Origin of the sequence: Pseudarthrobacter sp. PvP090 (genome assembly GCF_040547365.1) — a bacterium.
GTDB lineage: Bacteria > Actinomycetota > Actinomycetes > Actinomycetales > Micrococcaceae > Arthrobacter.
This window is the reverse complement of sequence record NZ_JBEPPO010000020.1, coordinates 11,342-29,646: the sequence shown is the minus strand read 5'-3', so window position 1 is coordinate 29,646 and position 18,305 is coordinate 11,342. Positions and strand designations below refer to the sequence as shown.

The following is an 18,305-nucleotide window of genomic DNA, read 5'->3' as shown; positions in this document are numbered from 1 at the left end:
GTGGCCCATCCTCTTCAAGGTTTCCCGCGTGTCCAGGACCAACTCGACCATCCGCGGGGTGACTTGGGCCGGGCTGGTCCGGGGTTTCGTGGAGCGCATCTCCATGGCCTTCATCGGCCCCTGAGCGGACGCAGCGGCCTTGATCTTGTAGAACCAGGCCCGGGAGACTTTGTGCTTGCGGCAGAACGCCGTCCCTGAACCCCGAGGGGCATCCTCAGGCCACGACGCTACGAGATGACGGACCTTCATATCCAGATTGCGTTCGCTCATGAGATGAGCAAAACGCCATCGAGTGTCCACGATGTCCTGAGACACACTGTCCACGATGACTTGAGACAGAAGTGTCCATTAAGTCATGAGACTCCACAGCCCTATTGGGGGCCCAAAACGGCACTTGTGGAGCAATGGCTTCCCCCTCTCAACGGTTGCTCCGTAACGGCCCTTTTGCGGGCTCAAAAGGGCGTCTGTGGAGCATTCGATGCTTCCCCCTCTCATCGGTTGCTCCGTAACTGCCCTTTGCGGGCTCATAAGGGCCCTTGTGGAGCAGTCGATGGGTAGCGTTGGGGGCATGACGGAACCCAAACCCCTCCCGCTGCCCATCCTGACCGAACGGCTGGTGCTGCGCCGCTTCGAGGCAGGGGATCTGGACGCGTACCACGCCTACCATTCGCTGCCCGAGACCGCCCGGTTCCTGCCTGGGGAGGCGAAGAGCTACACCAAGTCCATGGAGTCCGTGGGCAAGTACGCCAACTTCGTCTTCGAGAAGGAGGGCGACTGGATCTGCCTGGCCATCGAGGCCGCGGAATCGCCCGGCCTGCTTGGCGAGGTGGTACTCAAGTGGCTGCCGGGCTGCGGCCAGGCCGAGATCGGCTGGAGCCTCGCGCCGGAAGCCCGCGGTAAGGGCATCGCCACTGAGGCCGCCGAGGCCCTGCTGCAGCTGGGTTTCGAGGAGCTTCATTTTCACCGGATTGACGCCAAGCTCGATGCCCTGAACACGGCGTCCGCGGCGCTGTGCGAACGCCTCGGCATGCGGCTGGAATCCACCCAGGTGGACAAGTGGCACTACAAGGGCCAGTGGGCCACCGAAGTCGTCTACGCCATCCTCGAGCACGAATGGAAGTCCCGGCACCCGGCTTAGGGCCACCGCGCTGAGGGCCGCCCGTCTGACACGAATGGCCGCCACGGGACCTCCCATGGCGGCCATTCGTGGCGAACCGGTGAAGACGCGCGTCAGTAACTGGAGGGGGCGCCGCCGGCGGGCTTGATGAACGCGGCGGCGAGGGCTTCGGAGCCGCGGGCCAGCAGCGCCACATCGGCGCCCACCAGCACAAACGAGGCCCCGGAGGCCAGGTAGTGGTGCGCGGTGTCGGGGTTGAAGGCGTTCACCCCGGCGGGTTTGCCGGCCGCGGTGGCGGCGGTCAGGCAGTGTTCGACGGCGGCGCGCACCTCGGGATGTTCCTGCTGGCCCAACAGCCCCATGGAGGCGGCGAGATCGGAGGGCCCGAGGAAGATGCCGTCCACGCCGTCGACCGCCAGGATGTTCTCCACGACGGCGACGGCCGCCGTGGATTCGATCTGGACCGTGACGCTGATGGTCTCGGAAGCGCGGGCAAGGTAGTCGGGGACCCGGTTCCAGCGTGCGGCGCGCGCCAGGGCGGAACCGACGCCGCGCACCCCGTGCGGTGGGTACCGGGTGGCGGCCACGGCGGCTTCCGCCTCGGCCGCCGAATTCACCATCGGGATCAGCAGGTTCTGGACGCCCAGGTCCAGGTACTGCTTGATCACTACGGTGTCGTTCACGGGCGGCCTCACCAAAACCTGGACCGGGTAGCCGTTGACGGCCTGTAGCTGGGCGAGGATGGATTCGAGCCCGTTGGGGCTGTGTTCGGCGTCCACCAGCAGCCAGTCCAGGCCGGAGCCGGCGCAGAGTTCGGCCACCAGGGGGCTGCCGGAGCAGACCCACATCCCGGCCAGCGGGCGGCCGGCTTCACCCAGCTGGTTGCGCAGGGCGTCCCGGAACGTGGGTTCTAGTCGAAGCGGCATGTGACAACCCCCAGGGGTCCGTAGTCGGCGTGGACGGTGTCGCCCTTGTACACCCAGAGGGGCCGGGTGAAGGAGCCGGCGAGGATGATGTCGCCGGCCTTCATGCCGTCCCCGTGGGCGGCGATCTTGTTGGCCAGCCAGTGGACGCCGTTGGCCGGGTGGTCCAGGACCCCGGCGGCGACGCCGGTTTCCTCCACGGTCTGGTTCTTGTAGAGGATGGCCGAGACCCAGCGCAGGTCCACGGCATCCGGGCGGACCGGGTTGCCGCCGATCACCATCGCCCCCATCGCGGCATTGTCCGAGATGGTGTCCACGATGGTGCGGCCCTCCATTTCGATCCGGGAGTCCAGGATCTCCAGCGCCGGAATGACGTAGTCCGTGGCGTTCAGGACATCGAAGATGGTGCAGCCGGGGCCGGCCAGGTCCTTCTTCAGCACGAACGCCAGCTCCACCTCCACCCGGGGATGGCTGTACTGGTCCCACGCAACGGAGCAGCCCGTCTCCAGCACCATGTCATCGAAGATGGCGCCGTAGTCCGGCTCGGTGATGCCGGTGGCGGCCTGCATCGCCTTGGACGTGAGGCCGATCTTGCGGCCCACCAGCTTCCGCCCTGCATCCTCGTTGCGCCGCCGCCACAGCTGCTGGACGGCATAGGAGTCCTCGACCGTCATCCCCGGATAGCGGGCGGTCAGCAGCGGGACCGGCGTCCGCGAACGCCCGGCCTCCAGCAGCTCATCGGCGATGGCCTCGATCGTCTTGGCATCCAGCATGGCTACAGCTGCGCCCCGAGCTTGAACCCCGTCCGGTCGCCTTCAGGGGCCCCGTCTTTGCGCGTGTAGGAGAACCCGTCGGCGCCCACGGTCACGGCCATTTCGCTCTTCTCCTCGCGGACGACGACGGGCTGCGGGTTCCCGTCGAGGTCCAGGACCAGGGATGCCTCGGTGTACCAGGACGGGACCACGGGGTTGCCCCACCAGTCGCGGCGCTGGTTGTCGTGGACGTCCCAGGTGATGACGGGGTTGTCCGGGTCGCCGGTGTAGTAGTCCTGGGTGTAGATCTCGATGCGGTGGCCGTCCGGATCCAGGATGTAGAGGTAGAAGGCGTTGGACACGCCGTGCCGGCCGGGGCCGCGTTCGATCCGGTCGGAGATGCGCAGGGCGCCCATCTTGTCGCAGATCTGGATGATGTTGTGCTTCTCGTGGGTGGCGAACGCGACGTGGTGCATGCGCGGGCCGTTGCCGCCGGTCAGGGCGGTGTCGTGCACGGTCTGCTTGCGGTGCATCCAGACGGCGTACGTGACGCCGTCGGAATCCTGGATGTCCTCCGAGACCCGGAACCCGAGGTCCTCGAGGTACTTGCGGCCGCGCGGGACGTCGGGGGTGACCTGGTTGAAGTGGTCCAGCCGGACCAGTTCGCCGGCGGAGTAGAGGTCGTAGCGCTGGGTGAGGCGTTCGACGTGCTCCACGTCGTAGAAGAACTCGTAGGGGAAGCCCAGCGGGTCCTCGACGCGGACGGAGTCGCCGATGCCCTTGGTGAAGCCGTCCTTGCGGCGTTCGGTGCGGCAGCCGAGTTCCTTGTAGTACGCCTCGGCGGCGTCCACCTCGGCGGGGGACTTCACCCGGTAGGAGAACGCGGCGACGGCGGCGATGGGTCCCTTGCGCAGCACCAGGTTGTGGTGGATGAACTCCTCCAGGGAGCGCAGGTAGATGGTGTTCTCGTCCTCCTCGGTCACGTGCAGGCCGAGCAGGTCAACGTAGAACTCGCGGGACTTCGCCAGGTCGGTGACCACGATTTCCATGTATGCGCAGCGGACAATGTCCGGGGCCGGGACGGAGGGCTTGGGGATGATGTTGCTCATGGGATTCTCTCTTCGTTGAAAGGGGGTCTGGTTAATGTTCGACGGCGGTCGGCGGGCTTGGGCGGCTGCGTCGCCTAGGAACCGGATTCGGGGGTGGCGCCGAACTTGGGGGTGTGGACGGTGCCCAGGGTGATGTGAACGGCCTGCTGGTCGGTGTAGAAATCGATGGAGCGGTAGCCGCCCTCGTGGCCGAGCCCGGAGGACTTGACCCCGCCGAACGGGGTGCGGAGGTCGCGGACGTTGTGGCTGTTGAGCCACACCATGCCGGCCTCGACGTTCTGCGAGAAGTTGTGCGCCCGGGTCAGGTTCTGGGTCCAGATGTAGGCGGCCAGGCCGTACTTCGTGTTGTTCGCCAGGGCCAGCGCCTCGTCGTCGCTGTCGAACGGGGTGATGGCGACGACGGGGCCGAAGATCTCCTCCTGGAAGATCCGGGCGTCCGGGGCGACGTCGGCGAACACGGTGGGCGCGATGTAGTTGCCCTCCGGGAGGTGGTCCGGGCGGCCGCCGCCCGCCAGCAGCCGGCCCTCGGACTTGCCGATCTCCACGTACCGGGCCACCTTGGCGTAGTGCTCCGGGTGGACCAGGGCGCCCACCTCGGTCTTGGGATCGTGCGGATCGCCGACCACGATGTTCTTCGCCCGCGCCGCGTACTTGTCGCAGAATTCCTCGTACACGGCGCGCTCCACCAGGATCCGGGAGCCGGCGGTGCAGCGCTCGCCATTGAGCGAGAAGACCCCGAACAGGGCCGAGTCGATCGCGGCGTCGAGGTCGGCGTCGGCGAACACGACGCACGGGGACTTGCCGCCGAGCTCCATGGAGAGGCCCTTGAGGTTCTCCGCGGCGTTGCGGAAGATGGTCTGCCCGGTGGTGGTCTCGCCGGTGAAGGAGATCAGCGGGACGTCAGGGTGCTTCACGAGCGCGTCGCCGGCCTCCTCGCCGAGGCCGTTGACCAGGTTGAACACACCGTCGGGCAGGCCGGCATCCTTGAAAATCTGCGCCCACAGCGAGGCGGAGAGCGGGGTGAACTCGGCCGGTTTGAGCACAACACAGTTGCCGGTGGCCAGGGCAGGGGCCAGCTTCCAGGACTCGAGCATGAACGGCGTGTTCCAGGGCGTGATGAGGCCGGCGACGCCGATCGGCTTGCGGTTAACGTAGTTGATCTGAGCGCCGGGGACCTTCATGGCGTCGTCGAACTGCGCGACGATCAGGTCCGCGAAGAAGCGGAAGTTCTCCGCCGCGCGGAGGGCCTGGCCCTTGGCCTGGGTGATCGGCAGGCCGGTGTCGAAGGTTTCCAGCTCGGCGAGCCGGGCCTCCTGGGCCTCGACGGCGTCGGCGATCCGGTTCAGGACGCGGGCACGCTCGCGGGGCTTCATCTTCGGCCAGGGGCCGTTGGTGAACGCGTAGCGGGCGGCGGCGACGGCGAGGTCGATGTCCTCCTTCTGGCCGGCGGCGGCGGTGGCGTAGTTGGTGTTGGACACCGGGTCCAGGACGTCGAAGGTCGCCCCGCCGACCGAGTCGACGAATTCGCCGTTGATGTAGTGCTGGATGTGGGTGGTCAGGTCCTGCGGAATGTAGTGGGCGGTGCTAACGGGAGCAGTGGTGGTGGTAACAGGAGCAGTAAACGTCATTGTTGTCTTCCTTACTGATACTGCAACGCGGGGTCACTTGCGGCCCATCCGGGGGCGCTTTATGGGCGCCAAGTGACCCCGCGTTGCTTTAGGTGCTGTGGGCGAGGTAGGCGTCCAGAGTGGCGGAGCGGTGCAGGCGGGCGGCTTTTTCGATCTCGTCGGCGCCGGCGCCGGACTCGATGAGCCGGAGCAGGGCCTCGTGTTCGTCCACGGATTCGTGGGCGCGGCGGGGGACGAAGCGGAACGTTGAGGACCGCAGCGATGCCAGGCGGTTCCAGCCCCGGTGGACCAGGTCCAGGATGTGCGGGTTGGGGCAGTTCTCGAACAGGATGCTGTGGAAGTCCTGGTTCAGCCGGGTGAACCGGACCGGGTCGAAGTGCTCCAGGCATTCGCGCATCTCGGCGTTGACGGCCCGGGCCCGGGCCACGTCGGCCGGCCCGATCAGGGGAGCGGACAGGGCCGTGGCGGCACCCTCGACGATGCTGAGGGTCTGCATCGTGTAGAGGTATTCGGTGGGGTCGATCCCGGCGACGGTGGCTCCGACGTTCCGCTCGAACTTCACCAGGCCCTCGGCCTCCAGCCGGCGGATGGCCTCCCGGACCGGCACGACGCTGACGCCCAGGTCCTCGGCGATCTTCGCCAGCACCAGCCGGTAGCCGGGGGAGTAGCTCCCGTCCACGATCCGGGCCTTGACGGCCGCATAGGCCTGCTCGGACTTGCTGGTGGCGTGCGTGGTCGTCGGCGTGGTGGTAGGAGCGCCCACGGCGGCGGCGGTGTCATTCATTGGCTTTGCCGGCTTCCCAGTTCTCGTAGCGGGCCCGCCATTCGGCATTCAGGGGGTAGAGGCCGTCCACGCTGTGGCCCTGCTGCACCATCTCGGCGATGAACGTTTCCTCGCGCTCCTGCGCAATGGAATCGTCCGCGAGCTCCGCGGCCAGCGCCGGCGGGATCACCAGGATGCCGTCCGCATCGGCCACGATGATGTCCCCGGGCTGCACGGTGGTGCCGCCGCAGGCGATCGTGATGTCCGTGTCCCACGGGATGTGCCGGCGGCCCAGGACAGCGGGGTGCGGGTTGGCGTAGTAGGTGGGCATGTCCATCGCGGCCACGGCGGAGAAGTCGCGGACGCCGCCGTCGGTGATGATGGCCGCGGCGCCGCGGACCTGGGCGCGCAGGGCCAAGATGTCGCCGATGGTGCCCGTGCCCTTCTCGCCGCGCGCCTCCATCACCAGGATCTCGCCCTCGTTGACGGAATCGATGGCCTTCTTCTGGGCGTTGAAGCCGCCGCCGTGCGTTTTGAACAAGTCCTCGCGGTTGGGCACATAGCGCAGGGTCCGGGCCAGGCCCACGATCCGCTTCTCCGGGCGGGTGGACGTGAGGCCGTCGATGCTGACGTTGTTCAGGCCGCGCTTGCGCAGCTGCGAGGACAGGGTGGCCGTGCAGACGCTTTCCAGCTTCGCCTTCAGCTCGGGCGGGAGGACATGCCCGACGGCGGCGGGCGCCTCTGATGACTGGGCATGCCCGACGGCGGCGGCCGGCGCCCCTGATGACTGGACATGTCCGACGGCGGCATCCAAGGCGCCCAGCCCGGCGGCCGCGCGCGAGCCGTATGCCTCCTCCCGTTGCAGGTCATCGGTCCTGGGCTGCGCGCCAAAGTCCGCGAACGGCGTCGTGCCTTCCGCCACCCGGGTGATCAGGCGGCCCGTGGTGATGCTGCCGGAGGAGGCGCCACCCGCCGTCGTACTCCCGGTGCTGACGGCGGCACTGACCTCAACCTCGACGACGTCGCCCGGCTTGGCGACCGACGCCCCGGCGGGGGTGCCGGTCAGGATGATGTCGCCCTCCTCGAGCGTGAGCAGCTGGGACAGGTCGGCGACCAGACGGGCGAAGGGGAAGAGGAGGTCCCCGGTGGTGTCGTCCTGGACCAGGTCGCCGTTATGCCAGGTGCGGATCCGCAGGGCTGAGGGGTCCACGGCGTCCGCGGCGATCAGTCCCGGGCCCACGGGCGTGAACCCGTCGCCGCCCTTGGACCGGAGGTTGGAGCCCTTGTCGGCGTAGCGGAGGTCGTAGACGCCGAGGTCGTTGCTGGCCGTGACCCACTCGACGTGGTTCCAGGCGTCCTCGATGCCCACGCGGCGGGCGGGCTTGCCGATGATCAGGGCGATTTCGCCTTCGTAGCCGAGGAGTTCGCAGCCGGCCGGGCGCTCCACCGTTGAGCCGCTGAGGGCCAGGGACGAGGAGGGCTTCAGGAAGTACGACGGCTGCTCAGGGGTACGGCCGCGCTGGGCTGCCCGGCTGGGATAGTTGATATGCACCGCGATGACCTTGCGGGCCGCTGCCAGGGTGTGGTCGGTGACCTGTTCCAAGAATGACTCCTCATCGAGTACGAAATCGTATACGAAGACTATTGCCCAGGAACCTCGGATCGTCAACCCCTCCGTCCGGGGCGATCTGACGGCACTTGTAACCCACGTCATATCTGCGTACAGTTTTGGTTGGAAGCAAGAATTCTATTATCGAACGTCATGTTCTAATATCGAACACCTAGCGACGGCGACAGACCGCCACACCGCGCAGTGCCACACAACGAAGTGAGGAAAGCCCGTGCAGTTCCACCACCATGGCTACGTATCCGGTGACCCGCGAGTCCAGCCAGCGGCCGGCGTCGGCATCGACCGGCCCACGGAACTCCCTGACGAAGTGGACGTGCTCATTGTGGGCACCGGCCCCGCGGGCATTGTCGCCGCCGCGCAGCTGTCCCAGTTCCCGGGCGTCACCACCCGGATCGTGGAGCGCCGCGGCGGGCGGCTGCCCATCGGCCAGGCCGACGGTATCCAGGCCCGCAGCGTCGAGACCTTCCAGGCCTTCGGCTTCGCCGAGCGGATCATCGCTGAGGCGTACCGCATCACCGAGATGGCCTTCTGGAAGCCGGACCCCGCCGACCCGTCCAAAATCGTCCGCGCCGCCCGCGCCAAGGACGACACCACCGGCATCAGCGAATTCCCGCACCTCATCGTCAACCAGGCCCGCGTCCTGGACTACTTCGCCGAGTTCATGGCCAACGCCCCCACCCGCATGGCCCCCGACTACGGCCTGGAGTTCCGCAGCCTGGAGGTCGACGACGGCGCGGAGTACCCCGTCACCGTCACCCTCGTGCACACCGCCGGCCCCGACGCCGGCCGGGAGCGCACCGTGCGGGCGAAGTACGTCGTCGGCGCGGACGGCGCCAGGAGCAAGGTCCGCGACTCGATCGGCTGCACTCTCGCGGGCGACCAGGCCAACCACGCCTGGGGCGTCATGGACGTCCTCGCCGTCACGGACTTCCCGGACATCCGCACCAAGTGCGCGATCCAGTCCGGCACCGGCGGCAGCATCCTGCTGATCCCGCGCGAGGGCGGACACCTCTTCCGGATGTACGTTGACCTCGGCGAGGTCGACAAGGAGGACAAGGGGGCCGTGCGCAGCACCACCATCGAGCAGATCATTGCCCACGCCAACGAGATCCTGCACCCCTACACTCTCGACGTCCGCAACGTCGCGTGGAACAGCGTGTACGAGGTCGCCCACCGGCTCACGGACCGGTTCGACGACGTTCTGCCGGAGCAGCAGGGCACGCGCACGCCGCGGGTGTTCATCACCGGCGACGCGTGCCACACGCACAGCGCCAAGGCGGGCCAGGGCATGAACGTCTCCATGCAGGACGGCTTCAACCTGGGCTGGAAGCTCGGGCACGTGCTGGAGGGCCGCAGCCCGGAGAGCCTGCTGTCCACGTATTCGGCCGAGCGCCAGGTCATCGCGAAGAACCTCATCGACTTCGACAAGGAGTGGTCGACGCTGATGGCGAAGAAGCCCGAGGAGTTCAACAGCCCCTCCGAGCTCGAGGACTTCTACGTGAGCACCGCCGAGTTCCCGGCCGGGTTCATGACCCAGTACACCCCGTCGATGCTCATCGGCGAGGCCACGCACCAGGATCTGGCCACCGGGTTCCCCGTGGGCAAGCGCTTCAAGTCCGCCCCCGTCGTGCGGGTCTGCGACACCAACCCGATGCACCTCGGCCACCACGCCACGGCGGACGGCCGGTGGCGGATCTACGTCTTCGCCGACGCCGCCGCGGCCGGGACGGCATATGCCGCGACGGGCGGCGCCGGGACGCCGGGTTCGGCGTCGCCCCTCGCTGACTTCGCCGACTGGATCGCGAACGCGCCGGACTCACCGCTCGCCGCAACCCCCGAGGGCGCCGACCGCGACGCGTGGTTCGACGTGAAGGTGATCTACCAGCAGGAGCACACGAGCATCGACATCGGCGCCGTGCCGGCCGTGTTCAAGCCTTCGGTGGGTCCGTTCCAGCTCACGGACTACGAGAAGGTCTACGCCGCAGATCCGTCGGCGGACATCTTCGAGCTGCGGGGCCTCGACCGCGGCGGCGTCGTGGTGGTGGTGCGCCCGGACCAGTACGTTGCCAACGTCCTGCCCCTGACGGCAACGGCCGAGCTCGGGGCGTTCTTCGCACCCCTCCTGCGAGCCGGCACGCGCGCCCCTGAGCTCCAGGACCACGCGGGCTGAGCACCAAGCGGGCGGGGGGGCGGCTGACAGGCGCCCTTTCCCGCGGCGCTGCGACGCTCCCGCCCAGTTACTTCCGGCCGCACCGCCCCGCGCCCGCGGAATCCCGCGGTTCTGTGGGGTGGAAGCGGGGTGCGGGACCGAGTAACTGGGCTGGAGCGTCGCCAGCCCGGGCAGCAGGCACGAAGGCCGCCAGCAGGGGCGAAACCAGCCCACAACCCCGCGGCTCGGTCCCCTCTTCGGCCATTTCCGCTACGGTAAGCGTTCCATGACCCGCAAACGGCCGAGCGCTACGCGGATCCGCGTAGCGCTGAGCCGGTTGCGCATCGTCAGCCCGGAACCGTAGCGGAATTCTTCGTGTGCGCGGCGTCGAAGGCAGTGTTCGACGGCGGCATTCCGCGGGTCCTGGGGATGGAGCCCGTATTAAGGAAGGGATATCGTGGTGCCATGCCCAGCAAATTAGCTGTCATTGCCATCGATGCGATCCGGCCACAGGTGGTGGCCGACTTCTGGTGCGCCGTCCTCGGCTGGCACATTGTCGAAGAGGACACCGGCATCATCAGCATCGCGCCGCTGGATGCTGCCTGGCCGTCAATCGATGTGATTGCGGTGCCCGAGGGCAAGACCGTCAAGAACCGGCTGCATTTCGACCTGCGGGCTGACGGCGTGTCCACTGCCGAGGAGCTCGAGCGCCTGCTCGCCCTCGGCGCGCGTCGCGTCGACGTGGGTCAGGGCCCGGACGTCAGCTGGGTGGTCCTGGGTGATCCCGAGGGCAACGAGTTCTGCCTGTTGTCCCGATCCGTCCAGGAGATCGAAGATCAGCGCTGAGCTGTTCGTAAGCCACTGCTGCTAACGGGTCATGACCATCGTCCGGTTTTTGCTGAGCTGGGCCCCGCCGGCGACAGTGCGTGCCACCCTGCCAAGGAGCGCGAGGACGTCCAGGTGGAGGGCGTACCCGGCTCAAGCCCAGCGGACTTAGTCGCAGCCGCCTCCGTCGCCCCCGCCGCCCCCGCCGCCGCAACCGCTGTCCCCGCCAGAAGCGGAGCCGCCTCCATCGCCGTGGGATCCGCCGGATCCCTTGTTCGTGGAGCGGGGGGCCATGGCGCCGAAAAGCAGCACGCCTGCGGCGTCCGGGTCCCCGCCCGATGCCGCGAACGCGGCCCGACGACGGCGCCCAAGGAGCCAGATGATGCCAAGGAACAGGACGAGTGATAGTCCCATCCCGGCGACCACCGCCGCCATGGTCCCCGAACCGGACTCATCCGTGTTGAAGGCATCCATCAGCTTCCCGCCGAAAAACAAGCCGACGGGGACGGCGAAGAGCAGCCGGCGCGCCAGCGCCCAGCGGAGTTTTGAGACAGGAACCGGGAGCTTTTTGAACCGGCGGCTGCGTGTGCCCTTGCCGCTGCGTACCGCAATTTTTGACCGTGCCATGACCCCACCTTACGGGCGGCGACCCGGACCAGGAGGATGGCCCTCCGGTGTCCTTGTTATGAGGGCTCTTCCGGCCATCGGAGGCCGTGCCCTGGCGGTTTCCGTTCGGCGGTTAGGCGTTGTCGGCGAAGGCTACGGTGATCTCGGGGGTCGTGATGAGCGAGTTGTGCACGGTGCAGTGCGAGGCGACGGCGAGCAGCGCCTCACGCCGTTCGGCGGGCACGCCGGCGGGGATAGTAAGGCGCACCTCGATTGTTGCAACGCGCGCGGGACGCGAGCCCATGCGGAAATTGGCGTCGACGGCGAGGCCCTCGGTAGGCAGGGCGTGCCGGTCCAGGTAGCGGCGCGCGTAGAACGCCACGCAGCCGGCGAGGCTTGCGATGAAGAGTTCCGTGGGTGTGGGGCCGGTATCCTCCCCGCCGTCGCTGGCTGGCTGGTCGGTCCTGATGATGTGTCCGCGGACATCGATGTCGAAGCGGTCACCGCCCAGGTGGAGGACGCGGACCGGCGGGATGCCTCCGGAGACGGGGACGTGGGCCGGGATGATGACGGCGGAGGCCGTGGTGACTGGTTCGGTGCTCATAAGGTGCTTCTCAATCCGTCAGTGGGGCAGGGGCCGGGGGCGGGCGGGGCAGGGAAATTTCTATCAGGCCGGGGCGGCTGCCATTTTCGCCCTGTCCTTGAAGGTCTTCTCGGAAGTGTCGATGGTTGGCATGCAGCCAAATATATACCCCGGGGGGTATTACCGCAACCGTCCCCGAATGCCTCACGGGGAGGGGGGTCCGCCCTCCCCGTCACCGGACGGCCGCCGTCAGGGGGCGCTTGGGAAGGTTGTTGGCACAAAAGACAGTTTGCTTATCATGTAGTCTGCGCCTAAAGTCTACATTGTAGACAGGCTGCTTGGGCGGGCTTCCTCGGCACTCGGATTCCCATCCCGGCATCAGTCTTTCCCCGGATCTGCGGTGACGCGGCACCCCGGGACCTGCTCCAAGGCCGCGTGCAAAGCCTCGGAGCACAGCTGCTGTAGCCACGCGGCGGCACACAATGCACCGCAAGGAAGCGAACCAGCCTTGGCAACTTCTCAAACCATGACAATCCCTGCCGCGCGCGGGCCCATCAGTGCCGAACTGTTCCGGCTTCTCGCCGGCAGCCCCGGAGACGACCCCGCGGCGATGGGCACGCTGCAGGACCTCGCCGCGGCGCAGCTGCCACTCACCGATGACATCATCGACGACGGCGACGTGCAGCTGAGCCTCTTCTGCCTCTACGAGCTGCATTACGGAGGTCTGGACGGGGTGACCGACCGCTGGGAATGGAACCCCGGGCTGATCGCGCTCCGGCAGCTCATCGAGGAGCCTTTCGAGCAGGCGCTGCGCGACGCGGCCCGCCCGTACGCCGGCGACGACCAGCCTGAATCCGCCGCGGGGCTGGACAGTGACGCGGTGGCGGACATCCTGTTCGGGATCGCGGCCCAGGACGGTGGACCGGGCATGTCCCGGCACGTAGCCAAGAAGGCGACCCTGGAGCAGCTCCGCGAATTCCTGATCCAGAAATCGATCTACCAGCTCAAGGAAGCCGACCCGCACACCTGGGCGATCCCGCGGCTGCACGGGCGGGCCAAGGCCGCGCTGGTGGAGATCCAGGCCGACGAGTACGGCGGCGGCCGCCCGGACCGTATGCACAGCACACTGTTCGCCCGGACCATGCGCGGGCTGGGGCTGGACGACCGCTACGGCGCATACGCGGACGCGGTCCCGCCCATTTCCCTCGCCTCGGTCAACGTGATGTCCCTCTTTGGGCTGAACCGCAGGCTCCGCGGGGCGATCGCAGGGCACCTGGCGATCTACGAGATGACGTCGTCCCGGCCGAACCAGCTGTACGGGAACGGTTTCCGGCGGCTCGGATTCGAGGCCGATGTGACCGGGTACTTCGACGAGCACGTCGAGGCGGACGCCGTCCATGAACAGATCGCGGGCAGGGATCTCGCCGGCGGGCTCGTGGAGTCGGAACCGGACCTTTTCCCGGACGTCCTGTTCGGCGCGACGGCGGTGATGGCCATCGATGCCCGCGTCACCCTGCACATCATGGGGGCGTGGGACGACGGCGAGTCCTCGCTGCGCGCGTCCGTGCCCGCCGCGGCCTGACCCTGCCCCCGGCCATTCCAACCCCAGACAAAGAGCATCGATGAACCAGAACCCGCCTGAATCGTCCACCGAGAACTCCATTGTTGTCTGCCCCGACGGGCCGATCCTGGTGCGCGGCGACTTCGAGATCGTCACGCCGTCCGGGGAACCGGTGCCACGGCAGCGCAAAACCGTCGCCCTGTGCCGCTGCGGCGCCTCCGCGATCAAACCCTTCTGCGACGGCACCCACAAACTGATCGGCTTCCGGACCGAAGTCCCCGCCAAACCTGGGGTGAAAGAAGGCGCCTGACTGCCGTTTCCGCTGCGCAAATTGCCCCGTGACGCAGGTACGGCTCTGCGCTACGGGTATATCGTCGCGCTGGGCATGGTCCGCGTCGCCAGGCCGGATCCGTATCGGATTACTGCTGGATCACACGGCGCCGCCGCCTCAGCTACTGGAGCTGGGAGCGAAGTTCGTCCGCGGTCGGGGGATTCGCGCCAGCCCGGCGTACGGTGATCGCGGCCGCCATGGCGGCCGTACGCCCGAGCTGCTCCAGGACAGCCGGCGCCAGGCCATCGGTTCCGCGGGTGAGAAGGCCCAGGATCAGGGCGGACATGTACGAGTCGCCGGCCCCGATGGTGTCGACGACTTTCGATTCCACTGCCGGGATGCTCATGCGGGTTGCGGGTGTTGCAAGGAGCGAACCGGATGAGCCTTGGGTGATGACGGCCAGGTCCGCGCCTAAATGGAGGATGTGTGTGGCGGTCTGGTCCAAGTCTTGGTCCGGGTAGAGCCAGTGTGCGTCCTCGTCGCTGAGCTTGACGATGTTGGTGAGGTGGACCAGGTCTTCGAAGATGGACACGGCTTCGGCGTGGCTGCCGAGCAGGGCGGGCCTGATGTTGGGGTCGTAGCTAACCGTGGCGTAGGGGCGGCACTGCTGCAGCAGTGATTTGACCGCGTCGGCGCCCGGGGCGAGGAACGTGGCGATGGACCCGGTGTGGACGATCGTCGGGACGAGGGCGGGAACCACCGGCTGGATATCCCACGCGATGTCAAAGTCGTAGCTCGCTGAGCCGTCCGGGGCGACGGTGGCTGTGGCTGTCGAGGTCCTGCCGGGCGGGCCCGAACCCGGCAGCAGGGTCACGCCGGCGTCGCGAAGGTGTCTGCCGATGGCCGCGCCGCGGTCATCGTTGCCGAGCGCGGTGAGCAGCCCGGTGTTGACGCCGAGCCGGCCGAGCCCGTAGGCGACGTTCGCCGGTGATCCGCCGGGGTGTTCAGTGGTGCCCTCGTGCGAGGTGACGATGTCGGTGAGGGCTTCCCCGACGACGAGGACGTCGAGGGCTTGCCCCGCCGGGCTGGCGGCATCGGGGTTGTGCATGTGCTGTCTCTTCTGCGGCAAAGCCGCGTTATCCGAATTGAGTGATCTCGAGGCGGTTGATGGTTGCGGTCCCGCCGGTCGCGTAGACAGCGACGTCGGTGCTGGTGTCGGCAGGGAAGATCAGTTCCGTCATGGTGACCTGGCCGCCCTGGGCGAAAACTTCAACGGAGCAGCGGTCCACGTAGACGGTGAGATCGTAGGTTGCTTCCGTGGCCAGGACGGGGGCGCTGTCGATGGAGGGGAAGGATTCGTGGAAATCCGTGTCCCCGGAGTCCCGGCGGTCGATTAGCAGGGTTCCTTCGGCCGGTCGGATGCCAATACGGGTTCCGCGGGCTCCGTCGCCGCGTACGACCAGCCCGAATTCCTCGGCTGTTCCCGGGGTGAGGGTGATATCGATGCGCTGGACGCTGCCCGCGGCACCTTCCAGGATGTGGGTGCCGTTGGCTATTGCGGTGTCCGTAAGGCTGAACGCTGGGCCGGCCTCCGGAAGTGCGGCGAAATCGCCGGCGGCCCTTTGGACCAGGCGGGGTCTTCCGTGGATGGTGTGGAGGGATATTTCGCGGGCGAGTGTCATGGGGCTGCGCCATGGTGTTGTGGGGATCTGGTTGGCATATTCCCAGTTGTTCATCCACGCGATCATGAGGCGGCGGTCGTCGGGGGCGTCGCTGAAGGAGACGGCGGCATAGTAGTCCCGGCCCCAGTCCAGCCACTGGTACTCGCCCAGCCGGTCGGGATCCTGGAGGCCTTCGGTGACCGTGGTGGCCGAGGCGAACGTGGTCCCGTCGAAGTCTCCGACGAAGTACTGGCCGGCGGAGCCCATGTTGGGTCCGCCCGGGTTGAGGTTGACGGTGAGGACCCATTTGAGGTTGGCCGGGTCGCCGTCGAGAGGGAGGGGGAAGAGGTCGGGGCATTCCCAGACGCCTCCGGTGGCGTTGGCCGGGCCGAAGGTGCTCAGATACTCCCAGTCCCGGAGGTCATCGGAGCGGTAGAGCACCACCTGGAAGTCTTGGGCTTCGACGGCGACCATAACCCAGTAGCTGCCGGCGGCGCCGTCGTACCTGATGACTTTGGGGTCGCGGAACTCCGCTGACCCACGGTTCAGCACGGGGTTGGCGGTGTGTTTGGTCCAGGTGTAGCCGCTGTCCAGGCTGTACGCGAGCGACTGGGCCTGGAGTCCGCCGTGCGCGGATCCGGGCTTGAAGGCGCTGGTGTAGACGGCTACCAGCGGCGGGGCCGCGCCGGTGCCGAATCCGCTGGTGTTGTCCCGGTCGAAGACGATGCTGCCGGAGAAAATGTCTTCTTCCTCGTCGCAGGCGATGGCGACGGGGTGTTCGGTCCACGTGAGCAGATCCGTGGACGTGGCGTGCCCCCAGGACATGTTTCCCCAGACGCTGTCCAGCGGGTTGTTCTGGTAATAGAGGTGATAGACGCCCCCATGGAAAATCAGGCCGTTGGGGTCGTTAAGCCAGGTGTTCCGGGCGGCGTAGTGCAGGGCCGGCCGGAAGGTGTCGGCCGTTGTGGCGGTCGCGGCGGTCATGAAGGACGTCTCGTTTCTGTGCAGGTCTGGGCGAGAACCCCGGCAAAAGGGTTCCCTGAGGGGTGGGTGGGCCGGCGCGCACGCCGGCCCACCCGGCAGGACGGAGCTAGGAGTTCTTCTGGTAGCGGTCGTAGGCCTGCTGGTAGACCTCGATCATTTTGTCGACGCCGACGTTCTTGAGCTGGGAGACGTAGCCGTCCCATTCCTGGTCGATGCCGCCGGAGACAATCCACTTAGCGATGTTCTGCTTCACCAGGGATGTGGTGTCGGTCTGGATGGTGCTGATCTGCTGGAGTTCCTCGTTGGACAGGGCGACCGGAGGGTAGCCGTCGTTGCCGGCGAAGGGCTTGTACAGTTCGTTGACGGCCTTCTGGCGTTCCGCGGCGCGGGGCTCGGGTGCGACGACGGTCGTGAAGCTTTCCGCCGTGTTGGCCTTCGGGCCGCCCGGGGCGACCTTCTGGCGGCGTTCGCCTTCGCTGGTTCCGGCCGGGGCCGGGATCTGGGTCAGCAGGCCGCTGGCGTCCTTCTGGAGTGTTTCACCGATCGGTCCCCAGTTGGCCTGGGCGGACTGGATGGGGTCATAGAGGTTGTCGGCCCAGCGCATCGTCGCTGCCGGGTACTTGTTGGCCCGGGTGATGGCGAACGCCCCGCGGGCGATCTCCTGGTTGTTGGACTGGCTGGCGATCCGTTTGCCGTCCACGCCTTCGAGGACCGGCACGAGGGAGTAGTTGGCGGCGCGGTCCGCCCCGACCATTTCGGGGACTTCCCACCAGACGAAGGAGCCGAGGTTTTCCGTGGCGGCCTTGCCCTTGGCCAGGTACGCCTTGTCATCCTGGGAGAAGGACTCGGGGTCGATCAGGCCTTCCTGGTACCACTCGTGCAGGGTCTGGATGGCCTTTTTGTAGCCGTCCTGGGTGGGGGTGAAGATGACTTTGTCGTCCTGGACGATGCGGTGGTCCATGTTGTCCGGGACTCCGCCGAGGGCGGCGATCAGGTCAACGATGTCCCCGCACCAGGAGCCGGGCATGAAGCTCAGCGGGATGGTCTTCCCGGTCCCGGAGGCGTCCTGGGTCTTGAACGCGAGCAGGGCGTCGTGGAACTCGTCGATGGTCTTCGGCATCGGGATGTTGAGCTTTTTCAGCCAGGAGGTGTTGATGGCCAGTTCGTTGGGGAACTGGACCAGGCCGAGTTCCTCGACGGAGGGCAGGGAGTAGATGTGCCCGTCCGAGGAGGTGATGGCTGCCTTGATGTCGGGACGGGCGGAGAGCAGCTTGGAGAGATTGGGTGCGTTCTTCTCGATGAGTCCCTCGAGCGCGATGAGGGTGCCGCTGGCGGAGTAGGTGGCGATCTCGGCGTCGGTCAGGCCTGTGTTGAAGAACGCGTCCGGCAGGTCACCGCTGGCGAGGATGAGGTTCTTCTTTTCCTGGAAGACCGTCTCGGGCAGGTTCTCCCAGTTGATGTGGATGTTGGTGGCTTTTTCCCATTCCTTCACCACGGTCATGGTGTTGAAGTCCGGAGCCAGGGCGGCCTTGGTCCCGGAGAAGGTCAGGTCGAGTTGCTTGCTGACGATCGGGAAGCCTGATTCCTGGAACCCGAAGTCGGCAGAGGCGTCCTGGATCTCCGTGGAGCCGGACTCGCCTCCGGAGCAGCCGGTGAACGTCAATGTTCCGGCGAGGACGGCGCCAAGGACGGCGTATTTACGGCTGAATGCCATGGTCATTCCTATTCTGAGTTGGGATTGTT

At 67.2% G+C, this 18,305-nt stretch carries 16 protein-coding genes and 1 pseudogene; 5 read left to right on the top strand and 12 right to left on the bottom strand.

All coding sequences use genetic code 11. From position 1 onward, the window contains the following. Positions 1 to 270: pseudogene (locus tag ABIC21_RS18705) on the bottom strand (hypothetical protein); the annotation flags it as partial. 298 nt (positions 271 to 568) lie between these two features. Between ABIC21_RS18705 and ABIC21_RS18700 the strand changes: the two are divergent. Next, positions 569 to 1,138, top strand: a complete 570-nt coding sequence (locus ABIC21_RS18700) for a GNAT family N-acetyltransferase (protein WP_354351878.1) — start codon at positions 569 to 571, stop codon at positions 1,136 to 1,138. Between the two features lie 92 nt (positions 1,139 to 1,230). Here ABIC21_RS18700 and ABIC21_RS18695 read toward each other — a convergent pair whose 3' ends face one another. The 6 genes from ABIC21_RS18695 to ABIC21_RS18670 all read right to left on the bottom strand — a co-directional run bounded on the left by ABIC21_RS18695 (position 1,231) and on the right by ABIC21_RS18670 (position 7,895). Beyond that, entirely contained in the window at positions 1,231 to 2,043 is an 813-nt protein-coding gene (locus ABIC21_RS18695) for an HpcH/HpaI aldolase family protein (protein WP_354351877.1), read from the bottom strand. Then, complete coding sequence (gene hpaH / locus ABIC21_RS18690) at positions 2,028 to 2,813, bottom strand: 2-oxo-hept-4-ene-1,7-dioate hydratase (RefSeq protein ID WP_354351876.1); 786 nt, start codon at positions 2,811 to 2,813, stop codon at positions 2,028 to 2,030. Before hpaH ends, ABIC21_RS18695 begins: the two co-directional genes overlap by 16 nt. Before the next feature lie 2 nt (positions 2,814 to 2,815). Next, entirely contained in the window at positions 2,816 to 3,901 is a 1,086-nt protein-coding gene (hpaD, locus tag ABIC21_RS18685; protein ID WP_354351875.1) for a 3,4-dihydroxyphenylacetate 2,3-dioxygenase, read from the bottom strand. A gap of 74 nt (positions 3,902 to 3,975) precedes the next feature. Continuing rightward, the gene (gene hpaE / locus ABIC21_RS18680; RefSeq protein ID WP_354351874.1) at positions 3,976 to 5,529 is read right to left on the bottom strand and encodes a 5-carboxymethyl-2-hydroxymuconate semialdehyde dehydrogenase; all 1,554 of its coding nucleotides are present in this window, start codon (positions 5,527 to 5,529) and stop codon (positions 3,976 to 3,978) included. An 88-nt stretch (positions 5,530 to 5,617) separates the two neighbouring features. Continuing rightward, on the bottom strand, positions 5,618 to 6,313 hold the full coding sequence (locus ABIC21_RS18675; protein WP_354351873.1) for a GntR family transcriptional regulator: 696 nt from the start codon (positions 6,311 to 6,313) through the stop codon (positions 5,618 to 5,620). Then, the gene (locus ABIC21_RS18670; protein WP_354351872.1) at positions 6,306 to 7,895 is read right to left on the bottom strand and encodes a fumarylacetoacetate hydrolase family protein; all 1,590 of its coding nucleotides are present in this window, start codon (positions 7,893 to 7,895) and stop codon (positions 6,306 to 6,308) included. Before ABIC21_RS18670 ends, ABIC21_RS18675 begins: the two co-directional genes overlap by 8 nt. A 238-nt stretch (positions 7,896 to 8,133) precedes the next feature. Between ABIC21_RS18670 and ABIC21_RS18665 the strand changes: the two genes are divergently transcribed. After that, entirely contained in the window at positions 8,134 to 10,092 is a 1,959-nt protein-coding gene (locus ABIC21_RS18665; RefSeq protein WP_354351871.1) for an FAD-binding monooxygenase, read from the top strand. A gap of 444 nt (positions 10,093 to 10,536) precedes the next feature. Next, the gene (locus tag ABIC21_RS18660) at positions 10,537 to 10,917 is read left to right on the top strand and encodes a VOC family protein (RefSeq protein WP_354351870.1); all 381 of its coding nucleotides are present in this window, start codon (positions 10,537 to 10,539) and stop codon (positions 10,915 to 10,917) included. 147 nt (positions 10,918 to 11,064) lie between these two features. On the opposite strand, the gene ABIC21_RS18655 is transcribed toward ABIC21_RS18660, so the two are convergent. Then, complete coding sequence (locus tag ABIC21_RS18655) at positions 11,065 to 11,523, bottom strand: hypothetical protein (RefSeq protein ID WP_354351869.1); 459 nt, start codon at positions 11,521 to 11,523, stop codon at positions 11,065 to 11,067. Between the two features lie 112 nt (positions 11,524 to 11,635). Continuing rightward, entirely contained in the window at positions 11,636 to 12,106 is a 471-nt protein-coding gene (locus ABIC21_RS18650) for an OsmC family protein (RefSeq protein WP_354351868.1), read from the bottom strand. Positions 12,107 to 12,611: 505 nt separating this feature from the next. Here ABIC21_RS18650 and ABIC21_RS18645 point away from each other — a divergent pair. Continuing rightward, a complete protein-coding gene (locus tag ABIC21_RS18645) occupies positions 12,612 to 13,667 on the top strand; it encodes an iron-containing redox enzyme family protein (RefSeq protein ID WP_354351867.1) in 1,056 nt (351 codons plus the stop codon). Between the two features lie 40 nt (positions 13,668 to 13,707). Next, on the top strand, positions 13,708 to 13,956 hold the full coding sequence (locus ABIC21_RS18640) for a CDGSH iron-sulfur domain-containing protein (RefSeq protein ID WP_354351866.1): 249 nt from the start codon (positions 13,708 to 13,710) through the stop codon (positions 13,954 to 13,956). 142 nt (positions 13,957 to 14,098) lie between these two features. On the opposite strand, the gene ABIC21_RS18635 is transcribed toward ABIC21_RS18640, so the two are convergent. From ABIC21_RS18635 to ABIC21_RS18625, 3 genes are all read right to left on the bottom strand, one after another. Next, positions 14,099 to 15,025: a carbohydrate kinase family protein gene (locus tag ABIC21_RS18635; RefSeq protein WP_354351865.1), complete on the bottom strand. Its 927-nt coding sequence runs from the start codon at positions 15,023 to 15,025 to the stop codon at positions 14,099 to 14,101. A 28-nt stretch (positions 15,026 to 15,053) separates the two neighbouring features. After that, positions 15,054 to 16,562 (bottom strand): glycoside hydrolase family 32 protein, encoded by a 1,509-nt coding sequence (locus ABIC21_RS18630; protein ID WP_354351864.1) that lies wholly within the window; start codon positions 16,560 to 16,562, stop codon positions 15,054 to 15,056. A 106-nt stretch (positions 16,563 to 16,668) separates the two neighbouring features. Then, complete coding sequence (locus tag ABIC21_RS18625; protein WP_354351863.1) at positions 16,669 to 18,276, bottom strand: ABC transporter substrate-binding protein; 1,608 nt, start codon at positions 18,274 to 18,276, stop codon at positions 16,669 to 16,671. Positions 18,277 to 18,305 lie beyond the last annotated feature (29 nt).